General features: G+C 51.6%; 19 protein-coding genes and 1 pseudogene. 5 read left to right on the top strand and 15 right to left on the bottom strand.

Annotated elements, in window-relative coordinates; genetic code table 11:
• Positions 1-54: 54 nt before the first annotated feature.
• The 11 genes from flgL to flgB all read right to left on the bottom strand — a co-directional run bounded on the left by flgL (position 55) and on the right by flgB (position 9,960).
• The gene (flgL, locus tag DT73_RS10715; RefSeq protein ID WP_036108176.1) at positions 55-1,017 is read right to left on the bottom strand and encodes a flagellar hook-associated protein FlgL; all 963 of its coding nucleotides are present in this window, start codon (positions 1,015-1,017) and stop codon (positions 55-57) included.
• A 12-nt stretch (positions 1,018-1,029) separates the two neighbouring features.
• Positions 1,030-2,688, bottom strand: a complete 1,659-nt coding sequence (gene flgK / locus DT73_RS10710) for a flagellar hook-associated protein FlgK (RefSeq protein ID WP_036108174.1) — start codon at positions 2,686-2,688, stop codon at positions 1,030-1,032.
• A gap of 75 nt (positions 2,689-2,763) precedes the next feature.
• A complete protein-coding gene (gene flgJ, locus DT73_RS10705; RefSeq protein WP_036108171.1) occupies positions 2,764-3,732 on the bottom strand; it encodes a flagellar assembly peptidoglycan hydrolase FlgJ in 969 nt (322 codons plus the stop codon).
• On the bottom strand, positions 3,732-4,829 hold the full coding sequence (locus DT73_RS10700) for a flagellar basal body P-ring protein FlgI (protein ID WP_036108168.1): 1,098 nt from the start codon (positions 4,827-4,829) through the stop codon (positions 3,732-3,734). The genes flgJ and DT73_RS10700 overlap by 1 nt, the downstream gene beginning before the upstream one ends.
• A gap of 11 nt (positions 4,830-4,840) precedes the next feature.
• Positions 4,841-5,539, bottom strand: a complete 699-nt coding sequence (locus tag DT73_RS10695) for a flagellar basal body L-ring protein FlgH (RefSeq protein WP_036108165.1) — start codon at positions 5,537-5,539, stop codon at positions 4,841-4,843.
• 48 nt (positions 5,540-5,587) lie between these two features.
• Complete coding sequence (flgG, locus tag DT73_RS10690; RefSeq protein WP_036108162.1) at positions 5,588-6,370, bottom strand: flagellar basal-body rod protein FlgG; 783 nt, start codon at positions 6,368-6,370, stop codon at positions 5,588-5,590.
• Positions 6,371-6,387: 17 nt separating this feature from the next.
• A complete protein-coding gene (locus DT73_RS10685) occupies positions 6,388-7,143 on the bottom strand; it encodes a flagellar basal body rod protein FlgF (RefSeq protein ID WP_036108160.1) in 756 nt (251 codons plus the stop codon).
• 20 nt (positions 7,144-7,163) lie between these two features.
• Entirely contained in the window at positions 7,164-8,408 is a 1,245-nt protein-coding gene (gene flgE, locus DT73_RS10680; RefSeq protein WP_036108157.1) for a flagellar hook protein FlgE, read from the bottom strand.
• A 23-nt stretch (positions 8,409-8,431) separates the two neighbouring features.
• Positions 8,432-9,124, bottom strand: a complete 693-nt coding sequence (gene flgD / locus DT73_RS10675; RefSeq protein ID WP_036108155.1) for a flagellar hook assembly protein FlgD — start codon at positions 9,122-9,124, stop codon at positions 8,432-8,434.
• An 11-nt stretch (positions 9,125-9,135) separates the two neighbouring features.
• Positions 9,136-9,540, bottom strand: a complete 405-nt coding sequence (gene flgC, locus DT73_RS10670; RefSeq protein WP_036108152.1) for a flagellar basal body rod protein FlgC — start codon at positions 9,538-9,540, stop codon at positions 9,136-9,138.
• Between the two features lie 3 nt (positions 9,541-9,543).
• The gene (gene flgB / locus DT73_RS10665) at positions 9,544-9,960 is read right to left on the bottom strand and encodes a flagellar basal body rod protein FlgB (RefSeq protein ID WP_036108149.1); all 417 of its coding nucleotides are present in this window, start codon (positions 9,958-9,960) and stop codon (positions 9,544-9,546) included.
• Positions 9,961-10,114: 154 nt separating this feature from the next.
• Between flgB and flgA the strand changes: the two genes are divergently transcribed.
• The 3 genes from flgA to flgN all read left to right on the top strand — a co-directional run bounded on the left by flgA (position 10,115) and on the right by flgN (position 11,598).
• Positions 10,115-10,777 carry a flagellar basal body P-ring formation chaperone FlgA gene (gene flgA, locus DT73_RS10660; RefSeq protein ID WP_036108147.1) on the top strand — a complete coding sequence of 221 codons (663 nt, stop codon included), beginning with the start codon at positions 10,115-10,117 and terminating at the stop codon, positions 10,775-10,777.
• A gap of 94 nt (positions 10,778-10,871) precedes the next feature.
• Positions 10,872-11,162 (top strand): flagellar biosynthesis anti-sigma factor FlgM, encoded by a 291-nt coding sequence (gene flgM, locus DT73_RS10655; RefSeq protein ID WP_036108144.1) that lies wholly within the window; start codon positions 10,872-10,874, stop codon positions 11,160-11,162.
• Positions 11,163-11,169: 7 nt separating this feature from the next.
• Entirely contained in the window at positions 11,170-11,598 is a 429-nt protein-coding gene (flgN, locus tag DT73_RS10650) for a flagella biosynthesis chaperone FlgN (protein ID WP_036108141.1), read from the top strand.
• Between the two features lie 47 nt (positions 11,599-11,645).
• Here flgN and murJ read toward each other — a convergent pair whose 3' ends face one another.
• From murJ to rimJ, 4 genes and pseudogenes are all read right to left on the bottom strand, one after another.
• Positions 11,646-13,181, bottom strand: a complete 1,536-nt coding sequence (gene murJ, locus DT73_RS10645; RefSeq protein ID WP_036108138.1) for a murein biosynthesis integral membrane protein MurJ — start codon at positions 13,179-13,181, stop codon at positions 11,646-11,648.
• A gap of 285 nt (positions 13,182-13,466) precedes the next feature.
• Positions 13,467-14,393, bottom strand: a pseudogene (locus tag DT73_RS10640) (Gfo/Idh/MocA family protein).
• Positions 14,393-15,031, bottom strand: a complete 639-nt coding sequence (locus tag DT73_RS10635; protein WP_036108137.1) for a DUF480 domain-containing protein — start codon at positions 15,029-15,031, stop codon at positions 14,393-14,395. The pseudogene DT73_RS10640 and the gene DT73_RS10635 overlap by 1 nt, the downstream one beginning before the upstream one ends.
• Positions 15,032-15,042: 11 nt before the next feature.
• Positions 15,043-15,627, bottom strand: a complete 585-nt coding sequence (gene rimJ / locus DT73_RS10630) for a ribosomal protein S5-alanine N-acetyltransferase (RefSeq protein WP_036108135.1) — start codon at positions 15,625-15,627, stop codon at positions 15,043-15,045.
• 256 nt (positions 15,628-15,883) lie between these two features.
• Between rimJ and mdtH the strand changes: the two genes are divergently transcribed.
• Entirely contained in the window at positions 15,884-17,092 is a 1,209-nt protein-coding gene (mdtH, locus tag DT73_RS10625) for a multidrug efflux MFS transporter MdtH (protein WP_036108134.1), read from the top strand.
• Positions 17,093-17,232: 140 nt separating this feature from the next.
• Positions 17,233-17,790, top strand: a complete 558-nt coding sequence (locus DT73_RS10620; RefSeq protein WP_036108133.1) for a lipoprotein — start codon at positions 17,233-17,235, stop codon at positions 17,788-17,790.
• Positions 17,791-17,792 lie beyond the last annotated feature (2 nt).

Raw genomic sequence — 17,792 nt, 5'->3', positions numbered from 1 at the left:
TACGGGCAGACAAGGTATGCCCAGTTTCACGACATACCAAAAAGAGCAAAGCCACTAACTATTGAGCTGGAACAGGGACATCCCCTGCATATCGCTGAAGGCCTTATAAGAGGCCTGAAGCGCAGTTTGTTGCATTACATAAGAAGAAATTACTGAGTTCCAGTCTGCATCGACCAGGTTACTCATTTGCTGGGATTGCTGCAGGCTACGGTCATCACCCAGTGAATCCAGGTTATCCAGCTCATTCAGCTGAGTGCCCAGTTCTGAACGGACTTTCAGTACGTTGTTCAGTGAGTTTTTCAGACCACGGCTGGTTTTATCGATCACTGCCTGCAACGCATCTTTGCTCGTTTGATCGAGATCCTGCTGCGGTGTATTCAGGGAAGCGATAGCAGTATCCAGCATAGTAAACAAGTTAGTTTCGCTGGCACTACCATCAGGCTCTGCTTCAGCGTTACTGGTTATCGAATCAAACACTTCTGAACCCGTGTGGCCGATAACCATAGTGCGCGCAGAATCAACCTTCTGAGTAATATCCTCAGTACCGCCGACATAATTAACGCTGGTACCTGAATCGACAAAAGGCTCTGAATCAGTTTTATAGCCAGCAAAAATATAGCGGCCGTTACCGTCAGTGCTGTTTGCCAGGTTCAGTAACTGGTCACGAACCCCTTGTAACTGGGTAGCCAGAGAAGCCCGGTCATCATCGCTCAACGTGCCGTTGCTGGCATAAACGATTTTTTCCTGTGCAGTCTGAATACTGCTGGTGACCTGGCTTAATACGCTTTCTTCCAGCGAAACCTTTTGGTTTGCGAAAGTCCGGGCCGTGGCATACTGGCTGTTCTGTGCCTGAGCCTGCGAAACCACAATCGCCTGAGAAGCCGCAACCGGGTCATCAGACGGGCGGTTAACCCGTTTGCCCGTGGATAACTGTTCACCATAATTCAGCCACTTTTGCTGCGACTGGGTGATACCACGAACATTTTGTTCAAAGATCATCTGCGTGCTGATGCGCATTGGTCATGACTCCTATGAATTAATGGATAGCAGCGCGTCAAAAATCGTTGATGCTGTTTTCAACACCTGTGAGTTCGCCAGATAATACTGCTGATAACGCTGCAGGTTGGCGTACTCTTCATCCAGGTTCACACCAGAAACAGATTGTTGCTGGTTGGTCAACTGCGTAACCACATTCGCCTGCGTCGTACTGGTTGTTTCCAGTGTACTGGTGGTGTTACCGACCAGAGACACCAGGCTTGCGTAAGCATCGTTGAAGGTTTTGTTACCACCTACTATGCTCTTGTCCTGCAAATCAAGCAGCGCCTGGGCGTTGGTGTTATCACTCTCACCGGAGGTCGCTGAACTCGCCAGCGCCACTTTCGCTTCATCTGTTACTGAAACGGCCATATTGACGATAGTGTTGGTTACCGGTTTAACAACAAAGCTGTCTTTGGCATCAGGTGAACCATCAACGGTCACCGTCAGGCCATCAAAAGCCAGTGTCGTATTACCACTGCCATCAGTGCCGGTTGTCGGTGTTACCGTGGTATTGTCTGATGTACGGGTAACCGTCCAGGCAGAGCCACTCCAGGTCACTTTATAATTGGTTGCCAGAACAGCAGAGCTGTCTGTGACCTCCGCCGTCAAAGTCGTGGAGCTGGTATTTTTCGCATTGCTCACCACCGCAGGCGCACCAACAGCAAAGAACGCTTCGCCTGCATCGCCATTGGCGTCAAAACCCGCTTCATGCTGAGTATTGAATGCATCTGCAAAGGATAATGCCAGTTGCCCAAGGCGGTTACGCGCTGCATCCAGGTCTGTTGAACGGAAAGTCAGTAATCCACCCAAAGAGCCGGTTGTTAACTGGCTTTCAGGAATTTCGACGTTTCCTGCGGCTTCATCAACATACGCAACGGTTGTGCGGCCAGGATCAGCACTTGACGCAACTGCCGCCAGTTGGAATGAGCGCGATCCCTGAACCAGAGACGTACCATTACCCAGGCTCACGTTATAAGTATTTCCATCCTGGATTGTGACTGTCACACCCACGATGTTATTCAGTTCATTCACCAGTTGGTCGCGTTGGTCCAACAAGTCGTTCGGACTGGCACCGCCGCCTGTCGCCGTCATTTGCGCAATCTTTTTATTCAGATCAGCAATCTGGCTGGTATAGGTGTTAATTTCCTGAACACTGGACTCAATAGCACTGTTTACCTGGCTGTCCATGCTGCGCAGGTAGTTATCAGTGGTTTTGAACTGGTTTACCAACCCCTGGGCCTGGCCGATTAATGCTTCGCGGGCAGAGGAGTCATTGGCATTACTGGTCAATGTGGTTAACGCAGAAAAAAAGCTCTGTAACGATGTTGAAATACTGGTGGTTGTACTGGACAGCAGGTCATCTATTTGTGAAACCTGGTCATAACGGCTGGACAACGCACTGCTTTGATTCGACGCCTGGCGTAACTGGCTGGTAATAAACTGATCGTATTCACGCTGAACACCACTGACATACACGCCATTACCAATCCAGCTATTACCGGAAAGGGTGCTATTAGACTGGGCCAGTACGGTGGTCTGGCGGCTATAACCGGTCACGTTATAGTTCGAAATGTTATTACTTACCGTATTCAGCGCGGTCTGTGCGGCAGTCAGTCCGCTCATCGCGCTGTTGATCAGGCTACTGGACATGGTGTTTCCTTTTGAGCGTTTAATCACGGGTCCTGACAGAGATTATCGGCAGCACAGGCCAGGACTTGAGGCTAATCAGAACAAATTGCTTAAATCATTGTTATACGCTTTAGAGACCTTATCGCTCATAGATTTTAGCTGCTGAATCAATGAGGTAAGCTTGCTGGCATAACCTGGATCCGTTGCATAACCAGCGCGTTGCAATGCCTGAGCGCCCTGCTCTGCTGTTGCCGCTGTAGTCACCGCGGCATAACGCGGATTTTTACTCAGCAGGCCCACATAATCTGACAGCGCTTCCAGATACGAACTGTACACACGGAACGCAGCTTTCACTTTTTTCGCCTGGCCATTTTCAAATTCAGTGGTGGTGATTTCGGTAGTTGGCCCTTTCCAGTTGCCGGTTGCTTTCACCCCAAAAATATTGAAGCTGGGCGCACCACTGGCCGTGCGAATCTGGCGTTGCCCCCAGCCTGATTCCAGCGCAGCCTGCGCCAGAATCAGGTGGTGAGGAATGCCACTTTGTTCGCTGGCGAGTTTGGCGGGTAAAGACAACTGCGCCAGGAAGTTTTTGCTGTCACCATCAAGGTCTTTGTCTGCAAAGGAGACAATCGCCCCGGAACTGGGCGGAGCCTTGGGAATGGCTTTACGCACCAGTTGGGTAAATTCCTGAGTTTGATACTGCATGACGGTGTTCATATCGAGTTTCATTGGCACCGTCCCCGCTTTTTCAGACGGAGACTGCGTGCCATTGGTCATCTGTTTTACCATCATGTCTGCCAGACCAAGGCCTTTAGCACTGAGATCATCGGCAATCTGCTGGTCGTACATACTGGTGTACAAACGGGTTTGGTCATTGTCGAGCAGGTCATCTTTCGGCAAAGCCTGGCGCATACTCTTCAGTACCATTTGCACGAACATCCCTTCAACTTTTTTGGCTACCGCTTTCAGGTGAGCCTGAGGGTCATTCGCTGCTGCCCGTTTTAATTCATTCAGCGATTGCGCATCCCACGCAGCGCCAGCCATGGACTGGGTATCATTAATCATCAGATAATCTCCAGTTTCGCCCGCAGACAACCTGCACTTTGCATAGCCTGCAGGATAGACATCAAATCCATCGGTGTTGCACCCAGCGCATTAAGGGCACGAACCACATTGTTCAGATTGGCGCTTGAGTTGATGCGGCGCAGCGCACCACCACTCTGGCGCATATCAATCTGCGTTTGCGGCGTTACCACTGTTTGACCACCCGCGAACGGCGTATTGGGCTGGCTCACCACATTTTGCTGGTTGACGGTTACCGACAAGTTGCCCTGGGCAACGGCACAGTTATCCAGAGTCACTTCGCGGTTCATCACCACAGCACCAGTACGTGAGTTGATAATCACTTTGGCGTCCTGTACCGGTACATTCACCTGCAGGTTTTGCACATCCGCGAGGAAACGCACCTGGGAGCTGTTTCCCGGTGGAACACGAATTTGAACAGTACGGGCATCAATAGCCTGCGCTACGCCATAACCTTGAGAGCGGTTAATGGTATCGGATATCTGCTGTGCAAGGCTGAAGTCCTCCTGGTTGAGTTGCAGATTGATGCTGTTGCCTTGCCCAAAGTTGCTGGGTAATTCACGCTCAACCACTGCACCACCAGTAATCCGGCCACCATTGAGTTGGTTAACCTGAACACTACTGCCTCCGGCAGATGCCCCCGCACCACCAATCAGGATATTACCTTGTGCCAGCGCATAGACCTGGTTATCCACCCCTTTCATTGGCGTCATCAGCAGTGTGCCACCACGCAGGCTTTTCGCATTACCGAGTGATGAAACCACTACATCAATACGCTGCCCCTGGCGGGAGAACGCGGGTAAGTCTGCGGTGACCATTACTGCTGCCACGTTTTTCAACTGCATATTGGTGCCACTGGGAACGGTTATCCCCAGTTGTGACAACATGTTATTCAGGCTCTGGGTAGTAAATGGAGTCTGAGTGGTCTGGTCACCTGTACCATCCAGCCCTACCACCAGGCCATAGCCAATAAGTGAGTTATCACGCACGCCCTGTACAGTGGTGAGGTCGCGAATGCGGTCTGCCTGAGCCAGTGTTGCCACCAGCAGCAATCCGATTGCGAAAATTGACTTAAACATATTCACCTCGCTTAGAACGGCGCGACATTAAGGAAGAAACGTTGCAACCAGCCCATTTGCTGCGCTTCATTGATATAGCCGTTACCGACATACTCAATACGGGCATCCGCCACCTGGGTTGATGCGACGGTGTTGCTGGTTGAAATAAACCGTGGATTCACCACCCCGGAGAAGCGAATAAACTCAGCACCCTGGTTAATCGCGATTTGTTTTTCACCCACTACATGCAGGTTACCGTTAGCCAGAACCTGGTCTACGGTAACCGTCAGAGTACCGGTAAAGGTGTTTTGCGCACTGGAACCACCCTGGCCGGTGAAACCGTTTTTACCTTCCATATTGAGATCGGCACGGGCATTACCAAATAACCCCTGTAAGTAACGTGGCGCTGTCGTTACCGCAAGGCTACTGGTTCCATCACGCGATGCGTTAGAAGAAGAAGACTTGCTGGCACTGACGTTTTCCTGGAGATTAATGGTGAGCGTGTCACCAATATTGCGCGGGCGACGGTCTTCAAATAACGGCTGATACCCATAATTAATGGGCTGAACAGTCTGAAAAATAGAACCATTGACCGCCGGAACCGGGCCTGGAATAGGCTGTGCCGAAGTTGGCCCCTGAATAAGCGGCTTACTCGGGACCAGTGAACAGCCACCGAGGGCAACACTCAGGCTAATGACAAGCGGTCGATACCACTGGTTACGGTTTTGCATTACGTTTATCTTCAGAAAATATTAGCCGGCGGCGAAGCCGGCCAGATTTTAAAGTTGTGACAGTTTCTGCAACATCTGGTCCGTTGTGGAAACCGCTTTACTGTTAATCTCGTAGGCGCGCTGAACCTGGATCATATTGACCAGTTCTTCGGCAACGTTAACGTTGGAGGTTTCTACATATCCCTGATACAGCAGCCCGGCGCCATTCTGGCCCGGGGTTGATTCTGTCGGCGCACCAGAGGCCTGGGTTTCGGTGTAAAGGTTTTCGCCAATACTTTCGAGCCCGGAGGTGTTAATGAACGTCGCCAGGTTCAACTGCCCCACCTGTTGTGTTGCTGTCTGCCCTTGCAGGGTGACGCTTACCACGCCATCACGCGCCACAGTAATACTCAGAGCATTACTGGGAATGGTGATAGCCGGTTGCACAGGGAACCCACCGTTAGTCACTAACTGCCCGTTGGAATCGAGCTGAAATGAGCCGTCACGGGTATAGGCTGTAGTACCATCCGGGAGCTGTACTTCAAAAAAACCTTCGCCTTTAATCGCAATATCTTTGCTGTTATCGGTCTGGTTCAGGTTACCCTGGGTATGAATACGCTCCGTTGCCACCGGGCGAACCCCGGTACCAATTTGCAGGCCCGTCGGTAATGTTGTTTGCTCAGAAGACTGTGCTCCAGGCTGACGTACTGTCTGGTACAGCAAATCTTCAAACACTGCACGCTGGCGTTTGAAACCATTGGTACTGACGTTTGCCAGGTTGTTGGCAATGACGTCCATATTGGTTTGTTGTGCATCCAGACCGGTTTTCGCGATCCATAATGAGCTGATCATGGTGAAGTCCTGTTTTATTAAGTCAGTGACAGCAGTTGGTTCGCACGCTGTTCGTTACCATCAACATTGCTGATAACTTTCATTTGCATCTCAAAACGGCGCGAGTTGCTAATCATGTCAGCCATGGCTTCAACGGCGTTGACATTACTACCCTCCAGCACGCCCGCCATCACTTTCAGTGTTGGGTCCGCTGCTGGTGTAGCGCCACGCGTGGCCTGCGCCTGCTGGGTGAGATGAAACAACCCGTCATCACCACGCTCCACTTCCTTGTCGGTAGCCTTAACCAGTTTCAGACGGCCAATTGGCGCTGCGGTATTAGGCGGGTCCCCCGGGTTTAGCGCAGTGATGGTGCCGTCAGCAGCAATAGTCAGCTCAGCATTCTGGGGAACGGCAACAGGACCACCATCACCCATCACCAGATTGCCATTCACTTCCAACTGCCCATTGACGTTCACCTGCATATTACCGTTACGGGTGTAGGCTTCCTGGCCATTCGGGGTCCGTACTGCCAGCCAGCCATCCTGCTGCATTGCCACATCCAGATTACGGCCGGTGTAATCCATCGAACCGGTACTCATATCCGAACCTGGTGTAGAGGCAGCAACCAGTGTGCGGGTTGGTAACGATAACCCCTCAACCGGCACTGCACGCAGTGCCTCAAGTTGTTTACGAAAACCAGGTGTCGACGCGTTAGCCATGTTGTTAGCCGTCACAGACTGTAAATCCAGCGTCTGGCTGGCTGCGCCCATGGCGGTATATATTGCGTGATCCATTAAGCCACCCCGTCAGTCGATTAACGCAGGTTAACCAGCGTGTTAAGGATCTGATCCTGAGTTTTAATCGTCTGGGCGTTTGACTGATAGTTACGCTGCGCAACAATCATATTCACCAGCTCTTTACTCAGATCAACGTTGGAAGACTCCAGCGCCCCACTGGTCAATGTGCCGAACGTACCAGTACCAGCAATCCCTAACAGCGCAGCACCTGAAGATGAAGTTGCACTCCACAGGTTGTCACCTTCAGACTGCAGGCCCTCCGGGTTAGCAAAGTTTGCCAGGGCAATCTGGCCCAGTAACTGGGATTCACCGTTGGAGTAGGTACCGCTAATAGTGCCGTCGTCATTGATGGCATAGCTCACCATTTCGCCCGGTGCGTAACCGTCCTGAGAGGTAGAAACAATGTTGTTGCTACCATAGTTCTGCTGCATGGAACCGGTGAAATCCAGCGAGAATGTGGCAGGCGTGGCACCACTGCTGGTGTCGGTGGTCAGGCTCGGGAAGATACCGGCAGTGGCGGTCGCCGTACCGGTGCTGTCTGTAGTACTGGTCAGGTTACCGTTAGAGTCAAAGTTCATCGTCCCCAACAGAGATGATGAACTACCGCTGACGCTACTGTCCTGGGTGTAAACACTCCAGGTGTTATCTGCAGTTTTAACAAAGTACACGTTCATATCATGGGTGTTACCCTGGGTGTCATACACCGTGATCGTGCCTTTCTTGTTATACGTGGTGGAATCGGTTGAATCGAAGGTGCTGGTAATTGCATCGTCTGATGAATTCAGTTGCACTTCCATTGCTGCGGTTGTGGTGGTTTTCGCAGACATTGGGGAGCTCGGAATAGACAGCGTTACCGGGTTTGCACCCTGGTTAATAGTGGGTGGTGTGCCACTCGCCGGATAACCCGTGACATAGTACCCCTGTGAGTTAACCAGGTTACGGTTTTCATCGAGTTGCAACTGGCCGTTACGGCTGTAGTAAACCGAGCCGGCGTCATCCGTCATACGGAAGAAACCGTTCTGGTTAATAGCCACGTCCAGGCCACGGCTGGTATTGGTTACTGTACCATCCGAGAAGTTCTGGATAACAGCCGCTACTTTTACACCCAGGCCCACTTTGGAACTGGCGCCGGCAAACATATCGGCAAAGGCAATCCCGGAGGACTTAAACCCGTATGTGGCGGAGTTGGCAATGTTGTTGCCGATAACGTCCAGGTTACTGGAAGCAGCGTTAAGGCCACTGACCGCTTGAGAAAAAGACATGTGTCCTACCCCTGATGGTTAAGTTAGAGAATTTGACGCACTTCGCTAAGCGTAGTGGTGCCGTAGGTACCTAAATCGAGCAAATTACCGCTGCTGCTACTGGTGATGCCATTGACCAGCGCATACTGCAGTGGCTGGGCTGTTAATTGTGTAGAGCCGTTACTTGCTGTAACCGTGACATTGTAAGAACCATCCGCAACCGTTGAGCCATCAGATGTTGTGCCATCCCATGAGAAGGTGTGGACACCCGCACTCAGCGCGCCGAGGTTAATGGTTTGCACCACTTTGCCGCTACTGTCAGTAATCGTGGCAGTAGTCGCGGTTGATGCCTGCTCCAGTTCCACACCAAACGGCGTGGTCGCACCACTACCCGCCAGTACTGTAGAACCGGTTATCATGACACCATGGCCAATCAATGAAGAAGCCTGCAATTGCTGGCTGTCATCAATTTGTCCGGAAATAGAGCCCAACGTAGTATTGAGTTTTTCAATACCGCTCAGGGTGCTTATCTGAGCCAACTGCGAGGTCAACTGGCTGTTGTCCATCGGGTTGGTCGGATCCTGGTTTTTCATCTGAGCGACAAGTAATGTCAGGAACTCATCTTGTAAATCGTCTGCACTACTGGTTGTCAGGCCACTGGATGATGTGGTCGAACTGGTTGCTGAACTGGACGCCAGCGCACTGCTGGTATCATTAACACTGACTGAAACAGACATTGTTTCCTCCTTTATTGACCAAGTGTCAGTGTTTTCAACATCATGCTTTTCACAGTGTTGAGCACTTCAACGTTAGCCTGATAACTGCGCGATGCAGACATGGTGTTAACCATTTCTCCCACAACATCCACATTCGGCATCCGCACATAACCGTTGGTATCTGCCAGCGGGTTACCCGGCTGGTAAACCATCTTGAACGGGTCCTGGCTTTCCACGACACCTGCAACCTTCACACCGCCGGTTGGCGAACCAACAGGCGCATCGACCTGGAAAACCACCTGTTTGGCACGATAAGGTTGCCCGTCTGGCCCTGCGACGCTGTCAGCATTCGCAAGGTTACTGGCTGCAACGTTCAGACGGGCGGACTGTGCTGCCATCGCTGAACCTGCAATATCGAAAATATTAAGAAGCGCCATCTGTTACCCCTGTTGTTGCAATACAGACATCATGCTTTTGATTTGGCCGGTAATAGCGGTGATGTCCATCTGGTATTTCAGGCTGTTATCAGCAAAGGCTGTCCTCTCACGGTTCATATCCACGGTATTGCCATCTGCTGCTGGCTGGTCCGGGATCCGGTACATCAAATCCATTGATGGCGAAGACGATGTCTCAGCAGCAATATGCCGTGATGATGTCAGCGTCAGGGAAAGTCCCCCTTCCGCCGCCCTGCCGCGATCCATGACTTTTTTCAGTTCACTGGAAAAGTCGATATCACGGGCCTGATAACCCGGGGTATCAGCATTAGCGATATTCCCGGCGAGAACTTCCTGGCGCTGAGCCCGCAGGTTGAGTGCTTCCTGCCCAAAGCGCAGTGCAGCATCCAGTTTATCGAGCATGTTTCCTCCGCGCAGACGATGAGTTATAGCCGACAGCTTAATTCTCCTTGCGCGCGCTTTATCGACGGAATAAACGCAAAATGCTTCGCTATTTGTCGCCTTGAAATACTTTGCTTCCAGGTAGAATCCTTAACATCCCTAACTGGAGGTGCTTATGTTTTCCCGAATACTCAGCACTGTTGCAGTGCTTGTCGCTGCACTACCGCTTACCTGCCTGGCAGGTGAACTTGATTCCCAGATGGATGCTTTTTTTCAACAGCGCCTGGCGGGGGTCAGTGATGACGTGAAGGTGAAAATCAACTCGCCCCAGGCGCAATTACCTCAGTGCGCTAACCCTGAATTCCGCCTGCCAGCAACCGGGCGTTTTTGGGGTAACCTGAGTGTAATGATGCGCTGCGGTAGCCAGCAGCGTTATGTGCTGGTTTCTGTCCAGGCCAGTGGGAACTATGTGGTGGCAAGCCAGGTTTTAGAGCGCGGGGCGCCGGTAACACCGGGGGACGTTGAACTAAAATATGGCCGTCTGGACCTGTTACCTCCGAATACACTGTTTTCTGTAGACGATGCGCTCAATGCCGTTACACTGCGTAATATTGCCGCAGGTCAACCCATCATGCGCACTATGTTGCGTGTTCAGTGGCGGGTAAAAGCCGGTCAAAAAGTACAAGTTATTGCGGCGGGACAAGGGTTTAGCGTGAACAGTGAAGGCAAGGCATTAAACAATGCTGCAGTCACACAAAATGCCCGTGTCAGAATGTCGTCAGGCCAGGTGGTCAGCGGGACTGTCGACAGTGATGGGAATATTCTTATTAATCTATAATCTCTTAAAGATTCTGTTCAGGCTGCCGATAAAAATTAGCAACGAAACGAGATGACAGGTATCGCCCGGCGCGACCACCACAGAGGACACAGATATGAGCATTGAGCGCACATCACCACTAAAACCCGTGAGCACTGTTCAAACACGCGAAAGCAGTGACACAACTTCGGCGAAAGTACGCCTGAACAAAACTGGCTCTGAGACCAGCAGCACTGTCACCCTGAGTGACGCTCAGTCCAAACTGATGCAACCAGGTTCCAGTGATATCAACATGGAACGGGTTGAAGCTATCAAAACTGCCATCAAAAATGGCGAACTGAAAATGGACACCGGTAAAATTGCCGATGCGCTGATTCAGGATGCGAAAAGCTATTTAGAAGAGTAATGCTGCCATGAGCCGCCTGTTAGAACTGATGGATCAAATGACTTCAGTGCTGAATGACCTTAAACGCGTTCTGGACGCGGAACAGGCCCAGCTCTCTGCGGGTTTTGTCAATGGTGTTGCGTTACAGCGCATCACCGAAGAGAAAAGCTCGTTACTCGCAACTCTCGACTACCTGGAACAGTTGCGGCGGATGGAGCAACGCCCCCGTCATGCTGCAGCCAATGATGACCCGGTAGAGTTGCGCTGGCAGACTATCAAGAAAAAAACTCGTTATCTGAACGACCTGAACACCCACAACGGCTGGCTGCTTGAAGGCCAACTGGAGCGAAATAAAGACGCGCTGGAAGTGTTGCGCCCCCATCAGGAGCCCGGCTTGTACGGCTCTGACGGGCAAACGGCCACACCTAACCGCAGCGGTAAAAAATTTAGCGTCTGATTAAGCCCCCTCAACCAGGGGGCTCACGTTCTTAACCCCTTTCCCTGCTACAACGTTCTGCGGGCGAATTCCTTTATCTTAAATCCCAGCACCAACAGAGTGGCAAAGTAAGCCACAACACCGGCTACAACCACTGCCACTAGGCGCAACAGGCGTTCAGGCATACCACCCGAGTGCCATGCTGGCATGACAGACATCACCCCAACCAGCACCACAGCCATAACGACTACCGCGCACACCAGGCGAAACAGAAACAAGCGCCAGCCCGGTTCAGGTGTAAAAATCCCTTTCTTGCGTAATTGCCAGTACAGCAAAGCAGCATTCAGGCAGGCGGCAAGGCCAATAGATAACGACAAACCGGCATGTTTAAGCGGGCCAATAAACGCCAGGTTCATTACCTGAGTCATGATAAGCGTAACCATCGCGATTTTTACCGGCGTTTTAATATCCTGGCGGGAATAAAACCCTGGCGCCAGCACCTTCACCACAATCAGCCCCATCAAACCAACGGAATAAGCAATCAAAGCCCGCTGAGTCATCTGTGCGTCAAACGCCGTAAATTTTCCATACTGGAACAGCGATACCGTGAGAGGTTTAGAGAGCAACCCCAGCGCCACCGCACTGGGCAATGCCAGCAGGAAACACAGGCGCAGGCCCCAGTCCATCAGGCGGTTATATTCTTCATGATTACCACTGGCGAAACTTTTCGACAGCGATGGCAACAGAATCGTCCCCAGCGCCACACCCAGTACGCCAGAAGGGAACTCCATCAGGCGGTCTGCGTAGTACATCCAGGAAACCGAGCCAGAAGCCAGGAAAGACGCAAAAATAGTATTAATGATGAGCGATATCTGGCTGACGGAAACCCCCAGAATAGCAGGCCCCATCTGGCGCAATACCCGAATCGCCCCTTCGTTTTTAAAACTGATACGCGGCAAAACCAGCATGCCGATTTTGCGCAAATGCGGTAATTGATAAAACAACTGCAATACCCCACCCACAGTAACCGCCCAGGCCAGAGCCAGCACGGGTGGGTGGAAATGGGGCGCCGCAAACAGCGCGAAGCCTATCATACTGACATTGAGCAATGTCGGTGCGAACGCCGGAACGGAAAACCGGTTCCAGGTGTTAAGAATGGCCCCCACCAGTGACGCCAGTGAGATAAGCAGAATATAAGGAAAGGTTATCCGCAGCAGTTGCGAAGTCAGTGCGAACTTGTCTGCCGTATCAGCAAACCCTGGCGCGGTGATCATAATCACCCAGGGAGCTGCCAGCATCCCAACAACAGTAACCAACGCCAGCGCCAGTGTGAGCAGGCCCGACACATAGGCAATAAATACCCGCGTTGCTTCCTCACCCTCTTTACTTTTGTATTCAGCAAGAATAGGAACGAAAGCCTGAGAAAAAGCCCCTTCAGCAAAAATGCGCCGCAGCAAATTAGGGAGTTTAAAAGCAACAAAGAAAGCATCTGTCGCCATCCCTGCGCCAAAAACCCGGGCGACGATTGCATCGCGGGCAAACCCGAGAACACGGGAAAACATCGTCATCGAACTGACCGCAGCCAGCGATTTTAACAAGTTCATTACAGTACGGTTTCCACAAAAACAACAACGCCTGCAAAGCAGGCGCCAGACTGATGACAAACCTTATGAGGTTACTGAGCAACTCCAGGGTTACCCACTAACTGGCCGGACATGCCACCACAGAGTCGATACGCAAAATTTTTATTTACTACCAGCATGGCCTGGCTATGTATTGCTTTACTTACCAGTAATCCCCAGCCACCGCAAAGCCACAAGGCCGCCTAGTCTACCTGAGAGGAAACGCAAAAAACCAGCCACAGAGCGTTACAGGACATAACCACCGGGTTATTCACTTATTGCTTCGCGCCACAACTTTTCAACAATACGCTGCGCCAGCACTGCCTGGTCACCGGATGTTTGTGGCGCAGTCTGGTTTTCCACACAGGAAATAAAATGCTGAACACAACCATAAAACCCGCGCTGTTCAAGCGTGGATTGCCAGCCCGGCACAGGTACCGATACCACACCCTGCCCACATTCCTGAGCCCACTCGCGCATTTCTTTAACCCAAAACAAACCGCCATCCGTCACAGCCTGAATAGTTTCAGCCTGGCTGCCTGCCCGGCGGTGCATACTGGTGGTAACCAATGACTGTTGCACAGCGAAATGGTGTTCAGCATACAACATTTCACCGCTCTCATTGGTTTGAATGCGCCCACTGGTTACCCGGCCTTCACCACCAGCCAGCCAAAGCGCGGTATCAACCACATGCAGGTAGTCATCCAGCAATGTGAAATGCAAATCCTGAGGCCCAACACTGTCTGCCCGGTGCTTTTCCATGCGCAGCGAAGCCAGGTTATCTGTAACACGAGACTTGAGGGCCTGGTAATGCGGCGCAAAACGCCGGTTAAAACCGACCATCAGCGCACACTGTTTCTGGCGGGCCAGGGAGACCAGTTTCTCTGCATCACTGAGTGTTGCAGCAAGGGGTTTATCTACGCAGACATGCACCCCTGCCCGGAGGGCTGCACTGACGACATCATAATGGCTGTGGGTTGCGGTATGGACAAACAGGGCATCGCAACCAGCCAGTACATCGGCAAGGCTCGCCGCGCAATGTATTCTCCAGGCTTCACAAACACGCCGGGCTTTCTCCTAGCCTGGCGACCAGGCCCCTGTTATTTGCCACCCTTGCTCATGAGCCAGCACTGGCAACCAGGCTTTCTGAGCTATATTACCAAGCCCGGCAATTCCCACCCGTAATTTGCCCATTATAACCCCGCAGCTTCAAGCCGCGCTTTTAACGCAGCCAGTTCGTCTTCCAGTGCAGCAACACGTTGTACCAGGCTACCCGAGTCCACTTCGCTTTCGCTACCGACGGACACAACTACCGGTTCACTCCCGTCACCAAACAAATGTTGGTAACGATGCTCACGCTTACCGGGTTCACGAGGCAGTTTCACCACCATCGGACCATCGTCACGGCTGACCAGCGCCTCCAGCGTTTGTTCAACTTCCTGCATATCAGCAAAATCATGCATACGCGCTGCACGCATCCGTAATTCACCGGGCGTTTGTGGGCCACGGAGTAACAAGGTTGCCAGCAAAGCTACCTGAGCGCCGGAAAGTTTTAATTGCCCAAACTCTGAATTACAAAAACGCTGCTCATATTTGGTCACCCGGTTCCCAAAGCCACTTTGCGGGCTGACATGATGGCGGCGCACCAGTTCATCCACCACAGACTGAACATCTGCATCACTTAGCGACATCACCGGTTCACGGTTAGTTTTCTGATTACACCCGGTGACAATAGCGTTAAGCGACAATGGATATTGTTCTGGCGTAGTCACTTGCTTTTCCAGCAAGACGCCAATCACGCGAGCTTCCTCTGGGGAAAATTGATGTTTCATGCCCTCTCCTTTTAGCGCCCTGGGGTCCAGTCTTTGGTGGTCAGGGCAGTAAGAACGTGATCCTGCCATTGACCATCGATTAGCAAATAATTTTTGGCGTAGCCTTCTTTTTCAAACCCCAGACGCGCCAGTAAATTACCACTGCGATTATTATGCGGCATGTAATTTGCCATAATCCGGTGAATATTCTGTGTCCGCTGCATATAACGTAACGCGCTGGTCAAAGCCTCGAACATCAATCCCTTGCCCTGCCATTTTTCCCCTAACGAATACCCCAGATAACAGGCATGAAAGGCACCACGCACCACATTGGAAAAATTTGCGACGCCACAGATTTCTTTTTCGTCCGGGTCAAGTAACGCGAAATAATACGCGCCCCCCTGTTTATGCAGCTCATTTATCATGCTTAACCGGGCTTGCCAGCCTGAAGGATAACAATGGCTTTCATCGCGTATGGGCTCCCAGGGCTTCAGGAACACACGGTTTTGCGCATAATACTCTGCTAACCGGAACGCATCTCTGTCATACACCAGCCGTACAACCAGCCGGTCTGTGGTCAGCCTGACCTTAGGTACATTGCTACGATAGCCAAACATCTCCCCACTCCTGTTTCAGGGCTTCCTGTGCCAAAATTCCCTGTCGTTAACCTCACTCGTATACTGATGACGAGTATAGTGCAGAGCATCATAATAAAAAGCGCGTCGTACTGCCTGGAAAGAACCAGGCACTTTTTTGATTTTATTCACAAATGAGAGTTATCGCAGCCAATAAAAATATCTTTGTGGCTCTCTGGGCAAAAACAGAGAAATCAGCGATGATAAGTTTCTTATCTTTCATTCCCCTGGAGGGGAAATGGCGCGCGTCAGGCAGGCAAGGAACCTGGGTAAAGCATTCCTTCTTCTCGACAATATGCTGGTAGTACTTGGCTTCTTTGTCGTTTTTCCACTTATCTCTATTCATTTTGTTGACCGGCTTGGCTGGGCTGCCTTATTGGTTGGCATTGGTCTGGGCCTGCGCCAGCTAATTCAGCAAGGCCTGGGGATCTTTGGCGGCGCTTTTGCGGACCGTTTTGGGGCCAGGCCGATGATTGTAACTGGCATGCTGATGCGTGCGGGCGGTTTTGCCGCCATGGCTGTTGCTCACGACCCCTGGGTTTTGTGGGTATCCTGCCTGCTGTCAGGCCTGGGGGGGACACTATTCGACCCGCCACGCTCGGCGCTGGTGGTAAAACTGATTCGCCCGGCACAACGGGGGCGTTTTTTCTCTATTCTGATGATGCAGGACAGCGCAGGTGCAGTTATCGGTGCCATGCTGGGAAGCTGGTTACTGCAGTATGATTTTCGCCTGGTATGCTGGACCGGCGCCGTACTCTTTATTCTGTGCGCGGGGTGTAATGCGTTTTTGCTGCCCCGTTACAAGCTTTCCACCACCCGGACTCCGTTGCGTGCTGGCATGCAGCGTGTCATGAAGGACCACCGTTTTGTAGCATACGTTCTGACACTTACCGGCTACTACATGTTGGGCGTCCAGGTGATGCTGATGCTGCCAGTGATGGTCAATGATATTGCGGGTACACCTGCGGCAGTAAAATGGATGTACGCCATTGAAGCCTGCCTGTCACTGACACTGTTGTACCCCATCGCCCGCTGGTCTGAGAAACGTTTTCGCCTTGAGCAGCGCCTGATGGCTGGCTTGCTGATCATGAGCCTTAGCCTGTTGCCCGTCGGGCTGGTCACGAATTTGCACCAACTGCTACTCCTTATCTGCCTGTTTTATCTCGGTTCAATTATTGCAGAACCCGCAAGGGAAACCTTAGGTGCATCACTGGCCGACCCACGGGCCCGTGGTAGTTATATGGGGTTCAGCCGGTTGGGGCTGGCTTTTGGCGGCGCACTGGGTTATGCCGGGGGCGGCTGGCTGCTGGATACAGGCAAAGCACTCAATCTTCCAACGTTGCCCTGGCTGGTTCTGGCCTTTATCGGTATCGCCACATTTGCCGGGTTATGGTGGCAATTCAGCCAGGTAGCATCCCGTCAACAGGGAATTGCCCCCAACCCGTAACATTTGTTGTACCGCTTGTCAGTAAAGTGCGGGGCAAGACCTGGTAATACATTTCAGGTTATTCTTCTGGCCTGCCAGAGAAAAATACTTGATGCTGGTTATGTCAGCAAACTGGCTTATGAAGAAAGTCGAGGATATAGATGAATAAAGTGTTCTTAGGTATGGTGGCGCTTTGCGCAAGTTTACTGGTTGCCTGCAACCAACTGACACAGTACACCATCACTGAGCAGGAAATTAACCAGGCTCTGGTGAAGCATGACCAGTACAACAAAACCATCGGTTTACCTGGTGTTGCTGACGCACACATTGTGTTGTCTAACCTGCAAACGCAAATTGGCCGCGAGGAGCCAGGTAAAGTGAAGCTCACCGGTGATGCCGATATCAAACTGACATCCATTTTTGGCAACCAACAAGCGTTAATGAAACTAACGCTGAAAGCAACGCCTTCGTTTAATGCAGAACAAGGTGCCATTTACCTGAAAGACCTTGAAGTCACCGATACCGATGTACAGCCGCAAAAAATGCAAACGGTATTGCAAACCCTTAACCCTTATTTGAATGATTCACTTCGCGCCTGGTTCGAAAAAAATCCGGCGTATGTCCTGAAGGACGATCGCAGTAACGGCGAAAAGCTGGCGAAAAAATACGCCAAAGGTATTGAAGTGAAGCCGGGTGAAATTGTCATTCCCCTGCTGTAATG

This window comes from Mangrovibacter sp. MFB070 (genome assembly GCF_000705335.1).
Taxonomy (GTDB): domain Bacteria; phylum Pseudomonadota; class Gammaproteobacteria; order Enterobacterales; family Enterobacteriaceae; genus Mangrovibacter; species Mangrovibacter plantisponsor.
This window is presented reverse-complemented; position numbering and strand designations above follow the sequence as displayed.

Excerpts from the sequence above, each read along its gene's own strand:
- flgL (WP_036108176.1), bottom strand. The coding sequence starts at position 1,017 with ATGCGCATCAGCACGCAGATGATCTTTGAACAAAATGTTCGTGGTATC.
- flgK (WP_036108174.1), bottom strand. The coding sequence starts at position 2,688 with ATGTCCAGTAGCCTGATCAACAGCGCGATGAGCGGACTGACTGCCGCA.
- flgJ (WP_036108171.1), bottom strand. The coding sequence starts at position 3,732 with ATGATTAATGATACCCAGTCCATGGCTGGCGCTGCGTGGGATGCGCAA.
- DT73_RS10700 (WP_036108168.1), bottom strand. The coding sequence starts at position 4,829 with ATGTTTAAGTCAATTTTCGCAATCGGATTGCTGCTGGTGGCAACACTG.
- DT73_RS10695 (WP_036108165.1), bottom strand. The coding sequence starts at position 5,539 with ATGCAAAACCGTAACCAGTGGTATCGACCGCTTGTCATTAGCCTGAGT.
- flgG (WP_036108162.1), bottom strand. The coding sequence starts at position 6,370 with ATGATCAGCTCATTATGGATCGCGAAAACCGGTCTGGATGCACAACAA.
- DT73_RS10685 (WP_036108160.1), bottom strand. The coding sequence starts at position 7,143 with ATGGATCACGCAATATATACCGCCATGGGCGCAGCCAGCCAGACGCTG.
- flgE (WP_036108157.1), bottom strand. The coding sequence starts at position 8,408 with ATGTCTTTTTCTCAAGCGGTCAGTGGCCTTAACGCTGCTTCCAGTAAC.
- flgD (WP_036108155.1), bottom strand. The coding sequence starts at position 9,124 with ATGTCTGTTTCAGTCAGTGTTAATGATACCAGCAGTGCGCTGGCGTCC.
- flgC (WP_036108152.1), bottom strand. The coding sequence starts at position 9,540 with ATGGCGCTTCTTAATATTTTCGATATTGCAGGTTCAGCGATGGCAGCA.
- flgB (WP_036108149.1), bottom strand. The coding sequence starts at position 9,960 with ATGCTCGATAAACTGGATGCTGCACTGCGCTTTGGGCAGGAAGCACTC.
- flgA (WP_036108147.1), top strand. The coding sequence starts at position 10,115 with ATGTTTTCCCGAATACTCAGCACTGTTGCAGTGCTTGTCGCTGCACTA.
- flgM (WP_036108144.1), top strand. The coding sequence starts at position 10,872 with ATGAGCATTGAGCGCACATCACCACTAAAACCCGTGAGCACTGTTCAA.
- flgN (WP_036108141.1), top strand. The coding sequence starts at position 11,170 with ATGAGCCGCCTGTTAGAACTGATGGATCAAATGACTTCAGTGCTGAAT.
- murJ (WP_036108138.1), bottom strand. The coding sequence starts at position 13,181 with ATGAACTTGTTAAAATCGCTGGCTGCGGTCAGTTCGATGACGATGTTT.
- DT73_RS10635 (WP_036108137.1), bottom strand. The coding sequence starts at position 15,031 with ATGAAACATCAATTTTCCCCAGAGGAAGCTCGCGTGATTGGCGTCTTG.
- rimJ (WP_036108135.1), bottom strand. The coding sequence starts at position 15,627 with ATGTTTGGCTATCGTAGCAATGTACCTAAGGTCAGGCTGACCACAGAC.
- mdtH (WP_036108134.1), top strand. The coding sequence starts at position 15,884 with ATGGCGCGCGTCAGGCAGGCAAGGAACCTGGGTAAAGCATTCCTTCTT.
- DT73_RS10620 (WP_036108133.1), top strand. The coding sequence starts at position 17,233 with ATGAATAAAGTGTTCTTAGGTATGGTGGCGCTTTGCGCAAGTTTACTG.